At 38.0% G+C, this 17,936-nt stretch carries 21 protein-coding genes; 15 read left to right on the top strand and 6 right to left on the bottom strand.

Annotated features, from left to right (window positions below):
- Positions 1-2 precede the first annotated feature (2 nt).
- From ACFX4W_RS21265 to ACFX4W_RS21250, 4 genes are all read left to right on the top strand, one after another.
- On the top strand, positions 3-668 hold the full coding sequence (locus tag ACFX4W_RS21265; RefSeq protein ID WP_043979154.1) for a type 1 glutamine amidotransferase domain-containing protein: 666 nt from the start codon (positions 3-5) through the stop codon (positions 666-668).
- A gap of 203 nt (positions 669-871) precedes the next feature.
- Positions 872-1,162, top strand: a complete 291-nt coding sequence (locus ACFX4W_RS21260) for a putative quinol monooxygenase (protein WP_028408112.1) — start codon at positions 872-874, stop codon at positions 1,160-1,162.
- A 316-nt stretch (positions 1,163-1,478) separates the two neighbouring features.
- On the top strand, positions 1,479-2,918 hold the full coding sequence (locus tag ACFX4W_RS21255; RefSeq protein WP_043979153.1) for an aldehyde dehydrogenase family protein: 1,440 nt from the start codon (positions 1,479-1,481) through the stop codon (positions 2,916-2,918).
- A gap of 152 nt (positions 2,919-3,070) precedes the next feature.
- On the top strand, positions 3,071-3,919 hold the full coding sequence (locus tag ACFX4W_RS21250; RefSeq protein ID WP_043979152.1) for an MBL fold metallo-hydrolase: 849 nt from the start codon (positions 3,071-3,073) through the stop codon (positions 3,917-3,919).
- A gap of 139 nt (positions 3,920-4,058) precedes the next feature.
- On the opposite strand, the gene ACFX4W_RS21245 is transcribed toward ACFX4W_RS21250, so the two are convergent.
- Positions 4,059-4,295, bottom strand: coding sequence for a hypothetical protein (locus ACFX4W_RS21245; protein WP_043979151.1), 237 nt, complete (start codon positions 4,293-4,295; stop codon positions 4,059-4,061).
- A gap of 165 nt (positions 4,296-4,460) precedes the next feature.
- On the opposite strand from ACFX4W_RS21245, the gene ACFX4W_RS21240 reads away from it, so the two are divergent.
- The 3 genes from ACFX4W_RS21240 (at position 4,461) to ACFX4W_RS21230 (ending at position 6,769) form a co-directional block, all read left to right on the top strand.
- On the top strand, positions 4,461-5,087 hold the full coding sequence (locus tag ACFX4W_RS21240; protein ID WP_280559338.1) for a LysE family transporter: 627 nt from the start codon (positions 4,461-4,463) through the stop codon (positions 5,085-5,087).
- Positions 5,088-5,214: 127 nt separating this feature from the next.
- Positions 5,215-6,558 carry an amino acid permease gene (locus tag ACFX4W_RS21235; protein ID WP_097823860.1) on the top strand — a complete coding sequence of 448 codons (1,344 nt, stop codon included), beginning with the start codon at positions 5,215-5,217 and terminating at the stop codon, positions 6,556-6,558.
- 70 nt (positions 6,559-6,628) lie between these two features.
- Positions 6,629-6,769, top strand: a complete 141-nt coding sequence (locus ACFX4W_RS21230; protein WP_013082476.1) for a hypothetical protein — start codon at positions 6,629-6,631, stop codon at positions 6,767-6,769.
- Between the two features lie 43 nt (positions 6,770-6,812).
- On the opposite strand, the gene ACFX4W_RS21225 is transcribed toward ACFX4W_RS21230, so the two are convergent.
- Positions 6,813-6,965 carry a YpzG family protein gene (locus ACFX4W_RS21225; protein WP_014460817.1) on the bottom strand — a complete coding sequence of 51 codons (153 nt, stop codon included), beginning with the start codon at positions 6,963-6,965 and terminating at the stop codon, positions 6,813-6,815.
- Between the two features lie 228 nt (positions 6,966-7,193).
- Positions 7,194-8,867, bottom strand: a complete 1,674-nt coding sequence (locus ACFX4W_RS21220; RefSeq protein WP_043979148.1) for a ribonuclease J — start codon at positions 8,865-8,867, stop codon at positions 7,194-7,196.
- A gap of 218 nt (positions 8,868-9,085) precedes the next feature.
- On the opposite strand from ACFX4W_RS21220, the gene ACFX4W_RS21215 reads away from it, so the two are divergent.
- From ACFX4W_RS21215 to ACFX4W_RS21200, 4 genes are all read left to right on the top strand, one after another.
- The gene (locus ACFX4W_RS21215) at positions 9,086-9,226 is read left to right on the top strand and encodes a hypothetical protein (RefSeq protein ID WP_165575335.1); all 141 of its coding nucleotides are present in this window, start codon (positions 9,086-9,088) and stop codon (positions 9,224-9,226) included.
- A gap of 68 nt (positions 9,227-9,294) precedes the next feature.
- Complete coding sequence (locus ACFX4W_RS21210; RefSeq protein ID WP_157842256.1) at positions 9,295-9,441, top strand: hypothetical protein; 147 nt, start codon at positions 9,295-9,297, stop codon at positions 9,439-9,441.
- A gap of 181 nt (positions 9,442-9,622) precedes the next feature.
- Positions 9,623-11,209 carry a type 1 glutamine amidotransferase family protein gene (locus ACFX4W_RS21205; protein WP_162213950.1) on the top strand — a complete coding sequence of 529 codons (1,587 nt, stop codon included), beginning with the start codon at positions 9,623-9,625 and terminating at the stop codon, positions 11,207-11,209.
- Positions 11,210-11,356: 147 nt separating this feature from the next.
- The gene (locus tag ACFX4W_RS21200; protein WP_028408120.1) at positions 11,357-11,581 is read left to right on the top strand and encodes a hypothetical protein; all 225 of its coding nucleotides are present in this window, start codon (positions 11,357-11,359) and stop codon (positions 11,579-11,581) included.
- 96 nt (positions 11,582-11,677) lie between these two features.
- On the opposite strand, the gene ACFX4W_RS21195 is transcribed toward ACFX4W_RS21200, so the two are convergent.
- On the bottom strand, positions 11,678-12,409 hold the full coding sequence (locus ACFX4W_RS21195) for a ZIP family metal transporter (protein WP_043979143.1): 732 nt from the start codon (positions 12,407-12,409) through the stop codon (positions 11,678-11,680).
- Positions 12,410-12,870: 461 nt separating this feature from the next.
- On the opposite strand from ACFX4W_RS21195, the gene ACFX4W_RS21190 reads away from it, so the two are divergent.
- The 3 genes from ACFX4W_RS21190 to ACFX4W_RS21180 all read left to right on the top strand — a co-directional run bounded on the left by ACFX4W_RS21190 (position 12,871) and on the right by ACFX4W_RS21180 (position 14,990).
- Complete coding sequence (locus ACFX4W_RS21190) at positions 12,871-14,256, top strand: amino acid permease (protein ID WP_043979140.1); 1,386 nt, start codon at positions 12,871-12,873, stop codon at positions 14,254-14,256.
- A gap of 155 nt (positions 14,257-14,411) precedes the next feature.
- Complete coding sequence (locus ACFX4W_RS21185; RefSeq protein ID WP_043979137.1) at positions 14,412-14,633, top strand: hypothetical protein; 222 nt, start codon at positions 14,412-14,414, stop codon at positions 14,631-14,633.
- 156 nt (positions 14,634-14,789) lie between these two features.
- Positions 14,790-14,990, top strand: coding sequence for a hypothetical protein (locus ACFX4W_RS21180; protein WP_165575332.1), 201 nt, complete (start codon positions 14,790-14,792; stop codon positions 14,988-14,990).
- 89 nt (positions 14,991-15,079) lie between these two features.
- Here the strand turns inward: ACFX4W_RS21180 and ACFX4W_RS21175 are convergent, their stop codons facing one another.
- Together ACFX4W_RS21175 and ACFX4W_RS21170 are read right to left on the bottom strand one after the other, a co-directional pair.
- Positions 15,080-15,289 (bottom strand): alpha/beta-type small acid-soluble spore protein, encoded by a 210-nt coding sequence (locus tag ACFX4W_RS21175; RefSeq protein ID WP_013058452.1) that lies wholly within the window; start codon positions 15,287-15,289, stop codon positions 15,080-15,082.
- Positions 15,290-15,379: 90 nt separating this feature from the next.
- Positions 15,380-16,363, bottom strand: a complete 984-nt coding sequence (locus tag ACFX4W_RS21170; protein ID WP_043979135.1) for a LacI family DNA-binding transcriptional regulator — start codon at positions 16,361-16,363, stop codon at positions 15,380-15,382.
- A gap of 327 nt (positions 16,364-16,690) precedes the next feature.
- On the opposite strand from ACFX4W_RS21170, the gene ACFX4W_RS21165 reads away from it, so the two are divergent.
- Entirely contained in the window at positions 16,691-17,932 is a 1,242-nt protein-coding gene (locus ACFX4W_RS21165) for an MFS transporter (protein WP_043979132.1), read from the top strand.
- Positions 17,933-17,936 lie beyond the last annotated feature (4 nt).

Here is a 17,936-nt window from a genome sequence, read left to right as displayed (position 1 = left end):
CTATGTCTAAACATATATTAATGGTCGTAACAACGGCTGACAAAATGAAAGAAAATCATCCAACAGGCCTTTGGCTTTCAGAATTTGGTGAAGCGTACGTAGAGTTCGAAAAAGCTGGATTTACGATTACTGTAGCAAGTCCTGTAGGAGGAAAAGCGCCGGTGGATGCTCGCAGCCTTGAAGGGGAGACTTCTCAAGAAATCTTAAATACAGCTAAGCATCTAGAGAATACCCTAAAACTTGATACCATTACAGACAGTGCTAAATTCGATGCTGTTTTCTTACCAGGCGGTCACGGCACAATGTTTGATCTGCCAGATAATCAAACGCTCCACGCTTTAATTCGTGAACTATACGAAGGAGACAAAGTAGTAGCCGCTGTATGCCACGGACCCGCAGGCTTAGTAGGTGTTACATTATCAGATGAAAAGCCGTTGGTCGAAGGAAAGGATGTCGCTGCGTTTACAGATGATGAAGAACGTGAAACAACATTGGACCGCTTCATGCCGTTTCTTTTGGAAACACGTCTGCGTGAACTTGGGGCAAATGTAGTAACTGCTCCAAACTGGGCAGATAATGTACAAGCAGATGGCAACCTAATAACAGGTCAAAATCCTCAGTCAACAATCAGTGTAGCTAAAGCAGTCGTGAAACACTTATTGAAATAAGATGTAAAAAAGCCTGTAGGCTTATAGCCTACAGGCTTTTTTATGAACAGCATCAAGAAAGACCGATGTGGATAACATGTATGTTGTGCCGTCTTGAACTAGAGAAATCAATCATCATACAAAAAATATGATGGTCAGTGTAATAAATTCAAAAAGAGGGAAGCTTTTTATGGAGAATATTTTTAAAGAAATGAGGAAAAACGATGTCAGAAATTATTATTAACGCCATTTTGCAAGCCAAGCCAGGAAAAGAAGAAGAGCTTCGATCAGAGTTAGTAAAAGTTATTAAACCATCAAGAGAAGAAAAAGGATGTATTCAATACACTCTCCACCAGGATACAGACAAAGCAGGCACATTTGTTTTTTATGAGAAATGGAAAAGCCAAGAAGATGTTGAAGCTCACATTGAAACACCTCACTATCAACAATACAGACAGCAAACAGAACCGTTAATTGAAAGCAGAGCGGTACATCGTTTACAAGAAGTACGTTAATACAAAAAGAAGGGGAACAAAAGTGTTTTAGTTGAAGGAAGATCCGAACGAGGAACCGAGATTCTTGATGGAGAATCAAACTCGTTCGGATTTTTTTGTGGTTATGGTGAACGTAGGTTTCATTTAGTGAGATCACGCAGAAGCGTAAGCGATGAGGAAAAATAATGTCAGCTGCGAAACGCCGATTGGAAAAGTGGTAAGACAGTGAAAGAAACAAAAAATAATAGAAGCGGTGTTTGAGAAGCAGACAGGCGGGTAGATAAAAACTAGATGACATAGTTCAACAATTAACAAACTAAAAGGAGAGATCAAATCAATGCGTACAAATTTAAAACACTTTATTAACGGAGAATGGATTGAATCAACAGGAAACGAAACGTCAGATGTGATCAATCCTGCTACTGAAAAATCAATTGGCAAAATTAGCTTAGGCACAAAAGAAGATCTAGATAAAGCCGTGGCAGCAGCTAAAGCAGCTCTTCCCACATTTTCAAGAACAACAAAAGAAGAGCGAATTAAAATGCTTCGCAATATTGCAAAAGGATATGAAAAGCGTAAACAGGAGCTTATTGAAGTTATGACTGAAGAGCTTGGCGCTCCTTTAAAGATTTCAGAAGAAGTTCACTATGAAATGGGACTTAGCCACTTTAAAGAAGCAGCTAATGCACTTGAAGAGTACACATTTGAAAAAGATCATGGAAGCTACAAGGTCGTGAAAGAGTCTATTGGAGTAAGCGGACTTATTACACCATGGAACTTCCCAACAAATCAGACCTCTACTAAAATTGCAGGAGCTATCGCAGCAGGAAGTCCAATGGTATTAAAACCATCAGAACTTACACCGTATGCAGCGATGATATTAGCAGAGATCATTGATGAAGCTGGTGTACCAAAAGGTGCCTTTAACCTTGTAAACGGAACAGGAAGCACAATCGGTGACGGTATTAGTTCTCACCCGGACATTGATTTTGTATCATTTACAGGATCAGGTGCTGTAGGCGAGAAAATTATGCAAAACGCGGCTAAAACAATCAAAAAAGTAGCGCTTGAGCTAGGCGGGAAATCACCGCTAGTTGTATTAGAGGATGCGGATGTAGAAGAAGCGGCTAAAATAGCAGTTTCACACATTGCAATGAATACAGGGCAAGTATGTACGGCAGCAACGCGCATTATCATTCCTGCCTCTATGAAAGAAAAATTTGAAGAAGCAGTGAAGAAGGTTCTACCATCATTCCCAGTTGGTGATCCATTAAATAAAGACAACGTAACTGGACCGCTCGTAGCAGAAAAACAGTGGGATCGCGTACAGGATTATATTAAAAAAGGAATGGACGAAGGTGCAACACTTCTTACTGGCGGAACGGGTAAACCAGACGGCTTAGAGACAGGATATTTTGTTAAACCGACAGTCTTTACCGACGTTTCAAATGATATGGTTATTGCACAAGAAGAAATCTTTGGACCTGTAACAACTATTATTACGTATAAGGATCTAGAGCAAGCTCTTGAAATTGCGAATGATACAATTTATGGACTTGCAGGCTATGCGGTCGGAAAAGATCAAGAAACACTTGACTATGTTGCTAAAAATATTAGAGCTGGTCAAATCATTGTTAACGATGCCGAGCAAGACAGAGCTGCACCATTCGGTGGATTTAAGCAATCTGGTATTGGACGCGAGTGGGGAGCATTTGGTATCGAAGAATATTTAGAGCCAAAAGCGATCATGGGTGTTAAAGTTCCGGCAAAAGTATAATTGGTGTAAAAAAAAGAAAGGAGTTTTTCTCCTTTCTTTTTTTATGGATACATAAAAGAGAGCTAGTTAAAAAAAGAATAACGAAAGCAAAGGTGGATAGCATAAACGTGTATGGCGCATATGAAGTGACACGTTAAAGGAGGGAATTATAATTGGATAGAGAGATGCACGGAAGTTCATCAACGGAAAGCTTTATTCCCATGAGCTCTATAGCCAGTGGAAAAGGAGTCGAAGTGGCACCGGATATCTACAGCTACACTACGCAGATTGTTAACATATGTTTTATAGGAAATCCAGATAAAGATAATAGTTTTGTACTTGTGGATGCGGGAATGGCTAATTCGGCTTCTATGATTATCAAAGAGGCAGAAGAAAGGTTTGGAAAAGGAAAAAAACCAAAAGCAATTATTCTTACACATGCACATTTTGATCATATTGGATCTATTATTGAACTAGTGGAGAAGTGGAACATACCGGTATATGCACATCCACTTGAACTTCCATATGTGACGGGTGAAAAAAATTATCCTGCACCGGATGGTACAGTGGAAGGCGGGCTCGTGGCAAAGCTTTCTCCACTATTTCCAACGGAAGCCATTGATTTAGGCTCTCATGTGCAAGCTTTACCAGCCGACGGCTCTGTACCTCATATGCCGGAATGGGAATGGATTCACACCCCTGGCCATTCTCCAGGACATATTTCTCTTTTTAGAAAGCAGGATCTTGCACTTATCGCAGGAGATGCTTTTGTTACCACTAAGCAAGAATATTTACTGGATGTACTAGAGCAAGAATTGGAGATTAGCGGTCCTCCTCGTTATTTAACTACGGACTGGGCATCTGCTAAAAGATCAGTTGAAGTGCTTCAGTCACTTCATCCGTCTGTGGCGGTGACCGGACATGGAAAACCGGTTTCCGGAGAATGGCTTTCAACTAATTTATTGAAGCTTGTTAAAAACTTTGATAAAATTGCCCGTCCGGATTACGGAAAGTATGTATAAGAATAAAGAAATAACTCTAATCTTTACTCAGGTCTTAAAAGTTGCAGATGAAGATCAAAAGCTCTACGAACTCACTGAGTTCGTAGAGCTTTTTTAGTTTTTTCTTATAAAAGTAAGAAAAGAGCTATTTTTACTTTCATTAAAAATTTTGCTGAATAGCCTGCTGGGCTTCGCGTAAATGTCTTAAATGCTCTTCTATTCGTCTTAATTCTTTATCGCCAGACGTTGCTTCTTTTTGTTCATTAATTTGCTGCTGAACGATGTTCAAATGCATTTGAGCATTTTGAAAATTAGCTCCATTCAAATTCATCTGTCCTTGATAAACAGCTTGTTCAGCTAATTGTAGTGCTTCTTTAATATGAGTGTATGAATTCATGCCTCTCATCCTTCTGTATAGTATTTACAGTTAACATGCGCTGGTTTTTCGCAGGTATACAAACGGATTTAGAAAAAAATAAAAATTACGTAGTACAAGCTAAGCAGGCTGCATACATTTATCATAGTTCAATTTATAAAACCTCAGAAGCAGGGAGGGATGCATGTGGGAGCTTTTTTTAGCTATATGTTATTAGGGCTATCGTTAGCCGCACCAATTGGTCCTATCAACGCCGCTCAGCTTGATAAAGGAATCAAAAATGGCTTTTTACATGCTTGGTTCTTAGGGATAGGAGCAACATCGGTTGACGCTCTTTATATGCTTGTAGTTTATTTTGGGTCCGTTCATTTTTTAAGCAGCGATTTTATGAAAACGTTTCTTTTTTCGTTTGGATGCTTCGTATTAATTTATACCGGTATTGAAGGGTTAATGAGCGCAGGGGAAATTACACAGCATCGGAACGCAAAAGGAGATTCGGTCGTAAAGTGTTTTTTTTCAGGTTTTTTAATTTCATTAACAAACCCGCTTACTATTCTTTTTTGGCTCGGTATTTATGGCTCTGTTTTAGCCAAAACAGCTAATACATACGAAACAGAACAGCTTATTTTATACAGCTGTGCTATTTTTACAGGGATTTTATGCTGGGATATTGCTATGGCAGCTTTAGCAAGCACTTTTCGCAGGTATTTAGCAGCGACGTTTTTGACTGCAGTTTCCGTTATATCCGGCCTTTCTCTAATAGGATTTGGTATATATTTCGGCTGGCAAGCTGTACAGCAATTCATTATTTAAAAGGAGAGAAAGCAGAATTGAATTTAAAGCGTTTTCTATCTGCTGAAAAATAATAGAAAGCTGCCTCTTTTTGCGCATAAATTTTTCAAACTATCACACACTACATCGAGGTGTAAGGAGTGATAGTATGAAAAAGAAAATAGGCTGCGGAAGTCAGGTTGAAGGGAAATTAAAATGGTGGCAGCTGTCTTTAATCGGAGTAGGGTGCATCATCGGTACAGGCTATTTTTTAGGATCAAGTATTGCAATAAAAGCCACGGGTCCCTCTGTATTAATTGCTTTTTTACTAGCAGCAGTATGTACATTTATTGTATTTGACGCTCTTGCTAAAATGAGTGCTCAAGATCCTCAAAAAGGTTCGTTTCGCTCGTATGCTAAAAAGGCTTATGGAAGATGGGCAGGCTTTAGCAGCGGATGGGTATACTGGAGTTCAGAGATGTTGATCATGGGGAGTCAGCTCACTGCTTTATCTCTTTTTACACGTTTTTGGTTTGATGGTATTCCACTGTGGGTCTTTGCCTCTATTTACGCTGTTTTAGGCATTGCTGTTGTATTAATAGGAACAAAAGGCTTTGAACGAATGGAAAATGTATTTGCTGTCACAAAAGTGGCTGCCATTTTAATGTTTATTGTATTAGCTAGTCTCGCTTTATTTGGATTTTTAGACGAAGGTGCCAAACAAGGGATGCCGCGAACGATAAGTGAAGTATTTCCCCACGGGTTTTTAGGTTTATGGGGCGCTTTGCTTTATGCCTTTTATGCTTTCGGCGGAATCGAAGTCATGGGGATCATGACGGTTCGTTTGGAAAAAAAAGAAGACGCACCGAAAGCAGGTAGAAGTATGCTTATTCTCCTTGGAATTATTTATATCGCTTCACTGAGTTTAGCTATTTTAATTGTGCCATTTCATGATTTTCATGGAAATCAAAGTCCATTTATAACGGCTTTAGAAACATACCATCTTCCATTTTTCCCTCATGTTTTTAATGGAGCAATGATTATCGCTGGATTTTCAACAATGTCGGCTTCTTTCTTTTCTGTAACAACGATGATTGTCACTCTTTCAGAAGATGGAGATGCTCCTGCATTGTTTTCAAAGCAAAAAAAGAAAAAGCTGCAATTTCCTATACCGGCTTTACTTTTAACAACAGCGGGATTAGTTGTTTCTATTGTTCTTTCCTTGCTATTGCCCGGGAAAATTTATGAGTATATTACAACAGCAGCTGGACTGATGCTGATTTATAACTGGTTCTTTATTTTAATTTCTTTTCATCGCTTAATCAAACAAACAGTTTGGGATAAAGTAAAACAAGCTGTTGGCCTCTTATTAATACTGCTAGCGGTAAGCGGTACGCTGTTAGAATCTGCAAGCAGGCCAGGTTTCTTTGCAAGCTTAGGCTTTTTAATTGTTATAAGTCTTGTTATTTTGAAATTGCGCCATAAGTGGAAAGAAGAAGAAGCCGCTAGCTAACATATATTTAATCTTTATGAGGGACACTATGCACGTTGTACAATTACAAAAATAAAAGGTGGTTATGATCATGCCAAAAAACAAGCAGACTCCTTCTTCACAAGTAGATCAAAAACAAGTAGTAGATGACAAAGCAAAAGCGCTACGAGAAAATAATTATGAAGATGGTCATATTCGCAAGATAACTCAAAGCGGGGCAGACGGCCAATAACAAAAAAAGACGCGTTCGCGTCTTTTTTTGTTGAAGTGTATCCTTACCAACGATGAGCTTTTGCATTACTTCGCAGGATGATGTTCGTTTGAGACATCTCTGTATGTCCATTTACTTGGGACTTTGAACGCTTCGGTCTCGTCCAGTTGTGGCGGAATAGTTCTGAATGCTGATCTACATGATTTTTATCATTCATCATAATCACCTCAAGGATAGGATACTTTCACAAGATATTTGCGGTGAAATATCTCTCTTATAGAATGGGGTAAAAAAGAAGAAATACACCTAACACTTTTAACCATACATATAAAAGCAGTGCCTATTCATAAACTACAGAAGGCCACTTCTAACTTTAGGTTAAGCTTCGGATTTATAAAGCAAAAACTGCCTTAGTGGGGACTAAGGCAGTTTTTTAGTGGAGTAATCAAACTTCAATAATGACAGGAAGGATCATAGGTCTTCTTTTGGTTTGGTTATATAAAAATTGGCCAAGCGTTGTCTTGATTTCTTTTTTCATAATGCTCCATTGGTGAACATGAGCTTTTTGTAATTGGTTTACAATTTTAGTCACTTGTCGGTTAACATCTTTTAATAACTGCTCTGAGTCTCTTGTATAAACAAATCCTCGTGAAATGGTATCTGGACCAGACACAATTTTCCCTTCCGCCTTATTCAGAGTAATAACAATAACCAGCATACCATCTTCTGAAAGCTGTTTGCGGTCACGTAAAACCGCGTTTCCAACATCCCCAATGCCAAACCCATCTACATATACATTGCCTGCAGGGATTTTTCTTGTTTGAACAGCTGTTCCGCCCTTGATATCAACAATATCACCGTTATTTATAATGAAAATGTTCTCTTTTTCCACCCCGACGGATTCTGCTAATAAGCTGTGGTGATGAAGCATTCGAAACTCGCCGTGAATGGGGATAAAATACTTTGGCTTCATCAATGTAGCCATTAATTTTAGCTCTTCTTGATAGCCATGTCCTGATACGTGCATACCTGTTGCGCTTCCTGAACCGTAAATCACATGAGCCCCGAGTGTGAAAAGACTGTCGACAATACGAGAGATATTACGTTCATTGCCAGGAATAGGCCCTGCTGATAAAATAACCGTGTCTTCAGGAAGAATTTCTACTTGTCGGTGATTTCCACTGGCTAATCTAGATAGAGCGGCCATCGGCTCGCCTTGGCTTCCAGTGCAGAGAATAGCGACTTGTTCAGGCGCAAGTGAATGTACTTCATAAGGTTCAATTAGCATCCCTTCAGGAATAGTTAAATACCCTTTCTCTAACGCAACTGATACAACGTTAACCATGCTTCTTCCAAGAAGCGCAAGCTTTCTATTCGTTTTAATCGCTGCATCTACAATTTGCTGTACGCGGTTAACGTTGGAGGCGAAAGTAGAAATAATCACTTTTCGCTTTGCTTTACGAAAAGCTTCTTCTACATGTTTGCCAACTAGCTTTTCTGAAGGCGTAAATCCAGGGCGTTCAGCATTTGTGCTTTCGGATATTAAAGCCAGTACACCTTCACTGCCGATTTTCGCCATTTTATGAAGATCTGGATATTGGTCGTTAACAGGAGTTAAATCAAACTTAAAATCTCCCGTATGCACAACAGCTCCTTCAGGGGTATGAAAGACAATGCCGAGACAATCTGGAATGCTGTGATTCGTTTTAAAAAACGAAAGCGGAATATTGCCTAATATAATTTCGGACTCTTCGTTGATTTCAATAAGCTCCGTCTCAGCAGATAATTGATGCTCTTGAAGTTTAATATCAATTAATCCAAGGGTAAGGCTTGTTGCATAAATAGGGAGATTTAACTGTTTTAAAAGATAAGGAATACCTCCAATATGGTCTTCATGACCATGAGTCACAACCAGTGCGCGAACTTTTTCTCGATTCTCTTGTAAGTATGTAATATCAGGTATGATCAAATCAATTCCTAATAAACTTTCATCAGGAAATTTAGACCCGCAGTCAATCACAATGATGTCATCGTCATATTGAACGGCATACATATTTTTTCCTATTTCATTAATGCCGCCTAAAGCAAAAATGGATAGTGTATTGCTATTTGTACTCACGCTTATTTCCTCCTATATTTTCAAAATGAATATGCAGAATTTCTACTCTTAGTATGAACATTTATTTCTGGTGCATTCTGTTAAATATGGAGATTTTATTTTTATTTAAATAGGAGGAATACAAGCAAAAAGAAAAGAAGGTCATTTTCCTAATACTACCTCTTATTTTCTTTTTATAACTCCATAAAATATAGATGTTACACGTGGAGGTGGATGGAATGAGTAAACAAAATAAAAGCAAAAACCAAGGATTCAGCAGCAGTGAAGCTGCTGTCGATAATGTGAATAAAAGTATTTTATCAAACGATATTCATACAGATGAGCTTCAAAAAGCAAAAGTAAGCCGTCCTAGCAAATAAAAGAATGACAACCAAAAGAGCAGCTTTGAGCTGCTCTTGATAAAATAGAGATAGGGAAGTGAAAAAACGTGTCAGAAAACAAAAGTTCTCAATATAAAGAAGAAAATATGTCAACTCCTAGTCGTCCTCTTGAATATAAAGAACGCGCGAACGAATCAAAAAGTACACGTCAAATGCTGCGCAGTATTCTTGAATATTCAAGTCGTTATCGTTAACAAATTTTACATATAATCATGGGCATATTTCAAAGGGCTCCTATCGACAAATATAAGGTATAAAGAACCTTTTTTGAAAAAATATATATTATTTACAATAAATTTAAAAAAATCATAAATGAACCTGCTATAATCCTCTTGAAAAGACAAGCCTTGCAAAAATTTGAGAGGAGCATTTTATATGCGAAAAAAATATAATCGCGTAGGTTATGCCGTTTTAACAATGTGTACAGCTTTATCTATCTCACTGCCTTTTACTACTCATTCAGCATCAGCAGAAAGCGCTGCTGACCCTGCACCAGAAATTAAAGCCTCTGTCGTAAATGAAAATAACGGTAAAAAAATCTTGTTTGATAATACGCATGGTCAAACTGCGGGTACAGCAGATTGGGTTATTGACGGAGGTTTTTCTGATTTTGGGAAAGGACTGGCAGGTAGTGGGTTTGATGTAAAAGAGCTGCGAAAATCTACGCCGATTACATACAATGACCTCAGTGGCTATAGCGTGTTTGTTGTGCCAGAAGCGAATATTCCGTATAAATCTTCTGAACAAGCCGCCCTTTTACAATATGTTCAGAACGGGGGAAGCGTCTTTTTTATTGCTGATCATTACAATGCAGACCGAAACAAAAACCGGTGGGACTCTTCAGAAGTTTTTAACGGATACCGTCGCGGAGCATGGACAAATCCCGCAAAAGGCATGACAACGGAAGAAGTAACCTCCGATGCAATGCAAAACGTAACAAGCTCTGATTGGTTAGCGAGTAACTTTGGTGTTCGCTTTCGCTATAATGCCATTGGTGATGTGACAGCCAATGATATTGTAGCTCCTTCTCAGGCATTCGGTATTACGCTAGGTGTTTCCACCGTTGCTATGCATGCAGGTTCTACGATTGCTATTACGGACCCAAACAAAGCAAAAGGAATTGTGTATCTTCCTAAGACAACGACAAAATGGTCAAATGCTGTAGATCAAGGAGTGTACAATGGAGGAGGAAGAGCCGAGGGACCTTTTGCTGCTGTTTCAAAAGTAGGGACAGGTAAAGCTGCTTTTATTGGGGATTCTTCACCGGTTGAAGATGCTACACCAAAATATAAACGAGAAGATACAGGATCTTCTAAAACCACATATGACGGATTTAAGGAACAAGACGATTCTACACTGCTTGTAAATATGGTCAATTGGTTAGCGAAGCAAGAAAGCTATACCTCTTTAAATCAAGTCTCAGGACTTCAATTAGATCAGGCTACAGCATTACTTTCGTCGGAAACGCCAAGTCAGTCCACTGAGCCTCAGCCAGAGCCATGGTCAGCACCTACAGCAGGCTATAAATGGTACGATACGTCAACTTTTGCATCTGGTTCATATGGTTATAAAGGTGGAACCACACAGCCCCCAGCTGCTAGTGCTTACGTGTTGGAACATCAAGCCATTTTACCAACGAGCGGCATATTCCAAATACGCGTAAAAGTAAGCGGACTTTCAGCTAACACTACGTACAGCACGTTTAATCTAGGTGCATATAACGGATCAGGAACTCAAATTGCTAAAGTTCAAAACGCAGATGGAAGCTGGCCGTCATCGTATGGATACAGCAGCAATTTTTCAATTACAACGGACGCAGCTGGAAATGGAGAAAAGGTTTTGAATGTCCAATTAAATCCAAGCGCAGCGGGGAGTGCCAATCTTCGCTTACGCCAAAGCGGTACGAATGCATATACAGAAGCTGTGACGGTAGGGAACGTAGCGGTTGAACCATTGCCTTAATAAGGCGGAAGCAAGCACTTGTGCTTGCTTTTTTATTGTTGTATTCTCTATCTTTGAGCGTTAAAGAAGCGTCAGACGAGAGGCTTATCCATAAAGGAGAAATATGATATCTTAGAAGAAAGAATGAAGTAAAAGGAGTCAGCTAATATGTCTAAATATAAAGAATTAGAGACGGGTTATCTAATGGATAAGATTAAAGAATACAAAAACTTAATTTGGAGAGTAGGACCAGGAAGTGAAAGAACTATAGAAGCTGTTCAAGAGATTCAAGGAATGGAAAAAGAGTTAAAAGCACGCAATGCAGAATTTGAAGCTACGGATTGGAAAGCTTTTACTCGGGAAATAAAAGAAAACTACGATTTTACTTATTAAGAAGACACATTCATAATAATGTGATAAGGAAACACGTCTCCAAGTAGAAGGCTTTGTGCTTTCTACTTGGAAACGATAGAAATAGTATGAAGACAATTAAGAAAAATGATCTAATATCAGCGAAGCAAGTAATCCAAGTGCAGCAATTAATCCCGTAATAGAACCTCCTTCTTCATAGGCCTCTGGCATCATTGTAGAACCTACCATAGCAATGATACCACCGCCGGCAAAAGCAGCAATAGCAGCCATAAGTGTCTCAGATGCATGGTCTAAAAAAACAAAACCTGTCCATGAGCTAAAAGCTGAAATGAACAAAACAGCTGCCCATAGGAAAAAAATTTTCTTTTTAGAGAATCCGCTTTTTACTAGACCGGTCGTACTGGACAGTCCTTCAGGAATATTACTTATAAAAATAGCGATAACAAGAAGCCAGCTAACGGTTGCATTTTCAATTAAGCTAGCCCCAATCATAATGGACTCTGGGATGGCATCCATTACGGTTCCTATAAATATAGCAATTCCAGAACTACTCGCAGCCATTTGTTTGGTAGACCTCTTTCTTTTATTCGCTCCTTGACGTGAAATTAGATAGTCTAAAAAAGTAAAAACGACAGCCCCGGCAAGAAAACCAAGAGAAGTAGCTTTTAACCCGCCGTTATGAACCGAGTCTCCAAGCAGCTCATAGGTAGATGCTCCGATTAATACACCTGTCCCAAAAGCCATAATATAACCAATTATCTTTTTGCCGATAGGCAAAAAAACTGCTGCCAAAGCACCAAGAAGGACAGCTGATCCTGAAATTCCGCCCCACATCGCAGCTTGCCACATGAAAAATCCCTCCTCATCTCTATTTTCTATGGATACTTTCCCTAAGAAGAGAAAGAAGAAACGTAAAAGGAGAAGAAAGGAATTTTTTCGATTAAGTAGTGGTTTCATTTCGTTAGCCTTAAGAAATAGAGTGTTCCCGTACCCTGCGCCTATATTTATTTTGAATGTTCATAAAATTTAAATTATACTGAAATAAAAAACTATTTCACTCAAATGATTGATTTAATAAAGGTTAAAGGTTTAATTGAGTGTTTTTCTGAAAAAAACAATTGTATTTCTGAGGGAAATTTATTATTATAAAATAAGTAATTATACAGTCGGATAGCTAAAAATAGAAAAAGTAGTTTAGTTGTAAAGGTACTAGGTAAAAATGGAAGGTTTTAAAAACGATAGCTGTTCCATCAGACACAAAAAGTATCTTTCCTAACAGAGCTATAACAAGTTTAGGAGGAGGAAATGGAATGGCAGACAAAGAGCTAAAAAGAGGCTTAGAATCCCGTCACATTCAAATGATCGCGCTAGGCGGAACAATTGGCGTTGGATTATTTATGGGATCAGCAAGCACCATCCAATGGACAGGTCCATCGGTATTGCTTGCTTACGCAATCTGCGGAATGTTTATTTTCTTTATTATGCGTGCCATGGGCGAAATGCTGTACATGGAACCAAGCACAGGTTCATTCGCTACATTTGGCCACAAATATATTCATCCATTGGCAGGTTATATGGCTGCGTGGAGCAACTGGTTTCAATTTGTAATCGTAGGGATGTCTGAAATTATAGCGGTGGGAGCATATATGCATTATTGGTTCCCACATTTACCAGCTTGGGTGCCTGGTATTATCGCCATGTTGATTTTAGGTACAGCAAACTTAATTTCAGTAAAATCATTTGGAGAGTTTGAATTTTGGTTTGCGATGATTAAGATTGTAACAATTATTTTAATGATTATCGCAGGACTTGGGTTGATTTTCTTTGGATTTGGAAATGGCGGAGACGCAATTGGGTTATCAAACCTTTGGGCACACGGCGGTTTCTTTGCAGGCGGATGGTCAGGCTTTTTCTTTGCTCTATCTCTTGTTATTGCAGCTTATCAAGGAGTCGAGCTAATTGGTATTACAGCTGGTGAAGCAAAGGATCCTAAAAAAACGTTAACAAGCGCAATTCAAAGCATCATCTGGCGAATTTTAATTTTTTATATTGGAGCAATTTTTGTCATCGTGACGGTATATCCGTGGAATGAGTTGGATTCCTTGGGAAGTCCGTTCGTATCTACATTTGCTAAAGTTGGCGTTACAGCAGCTGCAGGTATCATTAACTTTGTAGTTATTACAGCAGCGATGTCAGGCTGTAACAGCGGAATTTTTAGTGCAGGACGCATGCTTTATACGCTTGGTGTAAACGGTCAAGCACCTAAATTCTTCACAAAAATTTCTCGTAACGGTGTTCCGATTTACAGCACACTCGCTGTTATGATTGGGTTAGTAATTGGAGTTATTTTAAACTATATCGCTCCACCGAATGTATTTGTTTATGTATACAGCGCTAGCGTGCTTCCAGGAATGATTCCTTGGTTCATTATTCTTATCAGCCAAATTCGTTTCCGTAAAGCTAAAGGGGCTGAAATGGACAGTCATCCTTTCAAAATGCCTTTTGCGCCTGTAACAAACTATATAACTATTGCTTTTTTACTTATGGTGCTTGTAGGCATGTGGTTTAATGATGAAACGCGTATTTCACTTATTGTAGGGGTTATTTTCCTGGCTCTTGTTGTCATCAGTTTTTACGCATTCGGAATAAATAAGCGCATGATACCTGATACAGAGAACGATCAACTAAAGAAATAACTATGCTTTTTCATAAATGAAAAGCAAAACAAAAAAACGGCTGAGAAAAGCCGTTTTTTTGTTTTGTTTAAATGAAAGATACAAGAAAAATGTTATTGTGCGCTGATAGTTTGGATAAACTATATTCGTTCATATAACGTAAAGGAGCGAATGTTATGAGAAGCCACAGATATATTATCAAAGATTCACTAAAAGCTGATGAAGTTGCTAGAGATTTGGAACTGCAGCTGGATATAAACCGAATGTCGGATGTCAGAATCCTTTCGGTAAATGCACAAAACCAAATACTCGTTCAAATGGAGGAGGAGAACGAAGAAGCAGGAGATGTTATTGATGTATTTATGAAAGAGTATAAAACCGCAGAAATTATTGAATAGCATGTAATTGAGAAGAATATTGAGGGGTTTCGTTGAATAAATAAAAAGAAAACACCTTTAATTTTTATTAAAAAAGGAACGCACGAAGAAAACTTCTTGTTTATCAAGAAGTTTCTTTTGTATCTGAACATTCGTTTGTATAGGTAAGGAGAGGTGATGAAGGTGAAAAGAAATGGTGAGGGTCACGTCTTTTTTATTATTCTTGGAGGCCTGTTTATTTTAATAGGCACACTCTTTGCAAATACTTCCGTTTATTTTCTCATCTCCGGATGGATAGCAGCCGTCTGTTGTTTAGGAATCAGCGCTGCACTAAAGAAAGGAAAAACAAAATCAGTCAGTAAAGAGGAGGAAGAATAATAATTTTTATATAAAAATGGAAAGTAAATATATGAAAAGGAAGAATGGATATCCATTCTTCCTTAAGTCATGGTGTGTATGAAATTGTCTTAGAAACGTCCGCCGCCAAGTTGTTGCTCAGCTAATTGTACAAGACGTTTTGTGATTTCGCCGCCTACTGATCCGTTTGCACGTGCAGTAGTGTCAGCTCCTAAATTTACTCCGAACTCGCTAGCGATTTCATATTTCATTTGATCGATTGCTTGTTCAGCTCCGTATACTAATAATTCATTATTATTGCTGCTTTTGTTGTTTGCCATTGTATTCAACTCCTTTCTGTAACGTTAAGGTGTGAATAAAGGAAGAAGAATATGCAACAAACTGATATTTATTTTATAAAAAATGTATTTTTACGTTGTTTGTCCTTCTAGAAGCTTAACGGGAAGGCAGATTTCACGAGGTATATTGCTGAATTCTCCTTCAATTTCTTTTAGTAAAATATCAATGGCTGTTTGAGCAATCGATTCAATGGGCTGTTGAACTGTAGTTAGACCAGGTAACAAAGTCTGACTGGCCTCCGTTCCGTCATAGCCCACGATTTTTAAATCTCTTGGGATGTTTTTTCCTCTTTTTTGTGCTTCTGCAACTACTAAAGCTGCAAGTAAGTCATCACTTGCAAAAATACCATCTACTTCCGGATTTTCTTCAAAAACCTTAGAAATAGTTTCTCTCTGGATGTTGCGGTCGAAGGTATTTGAAATTTCATACGTGATAGGCTGTTTTTCGTATTTTTTCATCACGTTTTCATAAGCTTTCCTTCTTAAGTTAGCTGGAGTTTCGAGTTTAAGGGGGCCGTTAATATGAATAATATGCTTACAACCTTTTGAAATGAGCAATTCCGTGGCTTGTTTTCCTCCAGCATAGTTATCAGAAGATACGGTAGGAATATCTGTTGATAAATAATGATCCACTGCTACCACAGGAAGACTTTGACTTTCTGAATCAAAAATACCTCTATTATAAGTGACGGCAATCACACCATCTACCTGATTTCTGATAAGCATCTCTACATATTTTTTTTCTTTATCAATTCGATTAAGACTGTTGCAAAGAAGTACTTTGTAGTTAAGAGAAGCACATATACTTTCAATGTGAAAGGCTAACTCTCCGAAAAAAGGGTTGCTCGTTTGCGGGACAATCATACCGATTAAATTTGTTCGCTTATTAAATAATGAACGTGCAATATCATTTGGGAAATAATTAATTTCTTTCATTGCTTTATAAACATTTTCTCGCGTTTCTTTGCTTATGTAACCACGGTTATTTAATACACGAGAAACGGTAGTCGGTGAAACACCTGCAATTTTTGCTACATCACTAATCTTGGCTTTCATCTAGTTTCCTCCTAATTTCTCCAAAACATTGCTTTTATAGTATATATCAGACATGTAAAAGCCTTAAAATAAATTGCAATCAAGCAAATAGCTTTCAGTCGTTACGTTTTCTTTTGAGTGATAAAAATCTATGTAAGGATTGTAAACGGTTTATTAAACAATTTAAACATACCACAAAGCCCACTTTTACACCTAATACAATCTTTTTTTAAATATAAAATGTGAAACCGGTTGACATATGAAACCGGTTGACATAAAATCAAATTGAAAGTGCTTTCATTTTGTTAGATAAAAGATTTTATATCTTAAGCTAAAGGGGTAACTAAAATGAAAAGTTCAAAAAGTTTATATTGGAAGCTGAGTGCATATTTTTTCTTCTTCTTTTTTACGTGGTCGTCAAGCTACTCTTTATTTTCTATCTGGTTAGGGCAAGAGATTAAGTTGAACGGATCAGCAACAGGCTTAATCTTTTCTGTAAACGCTATCTTTGCTTTGTGTATGCAGCCTTTGTACGGATATATATCTGACAGGATAGGTTTAAAGAAACACGTTTTATTTTTTATTAGCTGTCTTTTAGTGTTTGTAGGACCATTTTATATTTTTGTTTATGGACCTTTGCTTCAATACAATGTGTTGATAGGGGCTATTATTGGAGGCCTATATTTAGGAGTAGCGTTTTTGGCGGGCATCGGAGCGATTGAAACATACATAGAGAAAGTCAGCCGAAAATATAAATTTGAGTACGGAAAATCTAGAATGTGGGGGTCATTAGGCTGGGCTGCAGCTACGTTTTTTGCAGGACAATTGTTTAATATTAATCCTCACATTAATTTTTGGGTGGCATCTGTTTCAGCAGTTATCCTAGTGGCTATTATTTTTTCTGTAAAAGTAGAAATGAGCAGTTATGAAATGGAAAAAGCTGAATCCGTCACGCTAAGAGATGTAGGGAGTTTATTTTTATTGAAGGAATTTTGGTTTTTTATGATTTATGTTGTTGGTGTTACATGCGTATATGGGGTATATGATCAGCAATTTCCTATCTATTATGCATCTTTGTTTCCTACTGAATCGATAGGTAACCAAGTATTTGGCTACTTAAATTCGTTTCAAGTATTTTTAGAAGCTGGAATGATGTTCGCAGCACCGTTTATTGTAAATAAGATCGGTGCAAAAAATAGTTTAATTTTAGCAGGGTTTCTAATGGGATTTCGTATTATTGGGTCAGGGCTTGTTGTTGGTCCAATTGGAATATCTTCGATGAAGCTTATTCATGCATTAGAACTTCCTATTATGCTCATTGCCATCTTCAAATATTTGGCAGCTAACTTTGACACGCGCCTATCTTCTATCCTTTATTTGGTTGGATTCCAATTCGCTTCACAAATAGGTGCTTCAGTTCTTTCACCCATAGCGGGAGGATTATATGATAGCGTAGGTTTTTCCCGTACCTATTTAATTATGGGAGGTATGGTTTTGGTATTTAACGTTATTTCAATGTTTACACTACTAAACTCTAAAAAACATAGATTTATAAGAAAAGATGTACAAGAAAACACGCAGATTATATAGGGGG

Source organism: Priestia sp. YIM B13489 (genome assembly GCF_042787645.1).
GTDB classification, from domain to species: Bacteria; Bacillota; Bacilli; order Bacillales; family Bacillaceae_H; genus Priestia; species Priestia megaterium.
The sequence above is the reverse complement of the archived record's forward strand: the minus strand, read 5'-3'. Positions and strand labels throughout refer to the sequence as shown.

What these genes read in the sequence shown, in the direction of transcription:
- ACFX4W_RS21265 (WP_043979154.1), top strand. Translation starts at nt 3, where the DNA reads ATGTCTAAACATATATTAATGGTCGTAACAACGGCTGACAAAATGAAA.
- ACFX4W_RS21260 (WP_028408112.1), top strand. Translation starts at nt 872, where the DNA reads ATGTCAGAAATTATTATTAACGCCATTTTGCAAGCCAAGCCAGGAAAA.
- ACFX4W_RS21255 (WP_043979153.1), top strand. Translation starts at nt 1,479, where the DNA reads ATGCGTACAAATTTAAAACACTTTATTAACGGAGAATGGATTGAATCA.
- ACFX4W_RS21245 (WP_043979151.1), bottom strand. Translation starts at nt 4,295, where the DNA reads ATGAATTCATACACTCATATTAAAGAAGCACTACAATTAGCTGAACAA.
- ACFX4W_RS21235 (WP_097823860.1), top strand. Translation starts at nt 5,215, where the DNA reads ATGAAAAAGAAAATAGGCTGCGGAAGTCAGGTTGAAGGGAAATTAAAA.
- ACFX4W_RS21230 (WP_013082476.1), top strand. Translation starts at nt 6,629, where the DNA reads ATGCCAAAAAACAAGCAGACTCCTTCTTCACAAGTAGATCAAAAACAA.
- ACFX4W_RS21225 (WP_014460817.1), bottom strand. Translation starts at nt 6,965, where the DNA reads ATGAATGATAAAAATCATGTAGATCAGCATTCAGAACTATTCCGCCAC.
- ACFX4W_RS21215 (WP_165575335.1), top strand. Translation starts at nt 9,086, where the DNA reads ATGAGTAAACAAAATAAAAGCAAAAACCAAGGATTCAGCAGCAGTGAA.
- ACFX4W_RS21205 (WP_162213950.1), top strand. Translation starts at nt 9,623, where the DNA reads ATGCGAAAAAAATATAATCGCGTAGGTTATGCCGTTTTAACAATGTGT.
- ACFX4W_RS21200 (WP_028408120.1), top strand. Translation starts at nt 11,357, where the DNA reads ATGTCTAAATATAAAGAATTAGAGACGGGTTATCTAATGGATAAGATT.
- ACFX4W_RS21195 (WP_043979143.1), bottom strand. Translation starts at nt 12,409, where the DNA reads ATGTGGCAAGCTGCGATGTGGGGCGGAATTTCAGGATCAGCTGTCCTT.
- ACFX4W_RS21190 (WP_043979140.1), top strand. Translation starts at nt 12,871, where the DNA reads ATGGCAGACAAAGAGCTAAAAAGAGGCTTAGAATCCCGTCACATTCAA.
- ACFX4W_RS21185 (WP_043979137.1), top strand. Translation starts at nt 14,412, where the DNA reads ATGAGAAGCCACAGATATATTATCAAAGATTCACTAAAAGCTGATGAA.
- ACFX4W_RS21180 (WP_165575332.1), top strand. Translation starts at nt 14,790, where the DNA reads ATGAAGGTGAAAAGAAATGGTGAGGGTCACGTCTTTTTTATTATTCTT.
- ACFX4W_RS21175 (WP_013058452.1), bottom strand. Translation starts at nt 15,289, where the DNA reads ATGGCAAACAACAAAAGCAGCAATAATAATGAATTATTAGTATACGGA.
- ACFX4W_RS21170 (WP_043979135.1), bottom strand. Translation starts at nt 16,363, where the DNA reads ATGAAAGCCAAGATTAGTGATGTAGCAAAAATTGCAGGTGTTTCACCG.
- ACFX4W_RS21165 (WP_043979132.1), top strand. Translation starts at nt 16,691, where the DNA reads ATGAAAAGTTCAAAAAGTTTATATTGGAAGCTGAGTGCATATTTTTTC.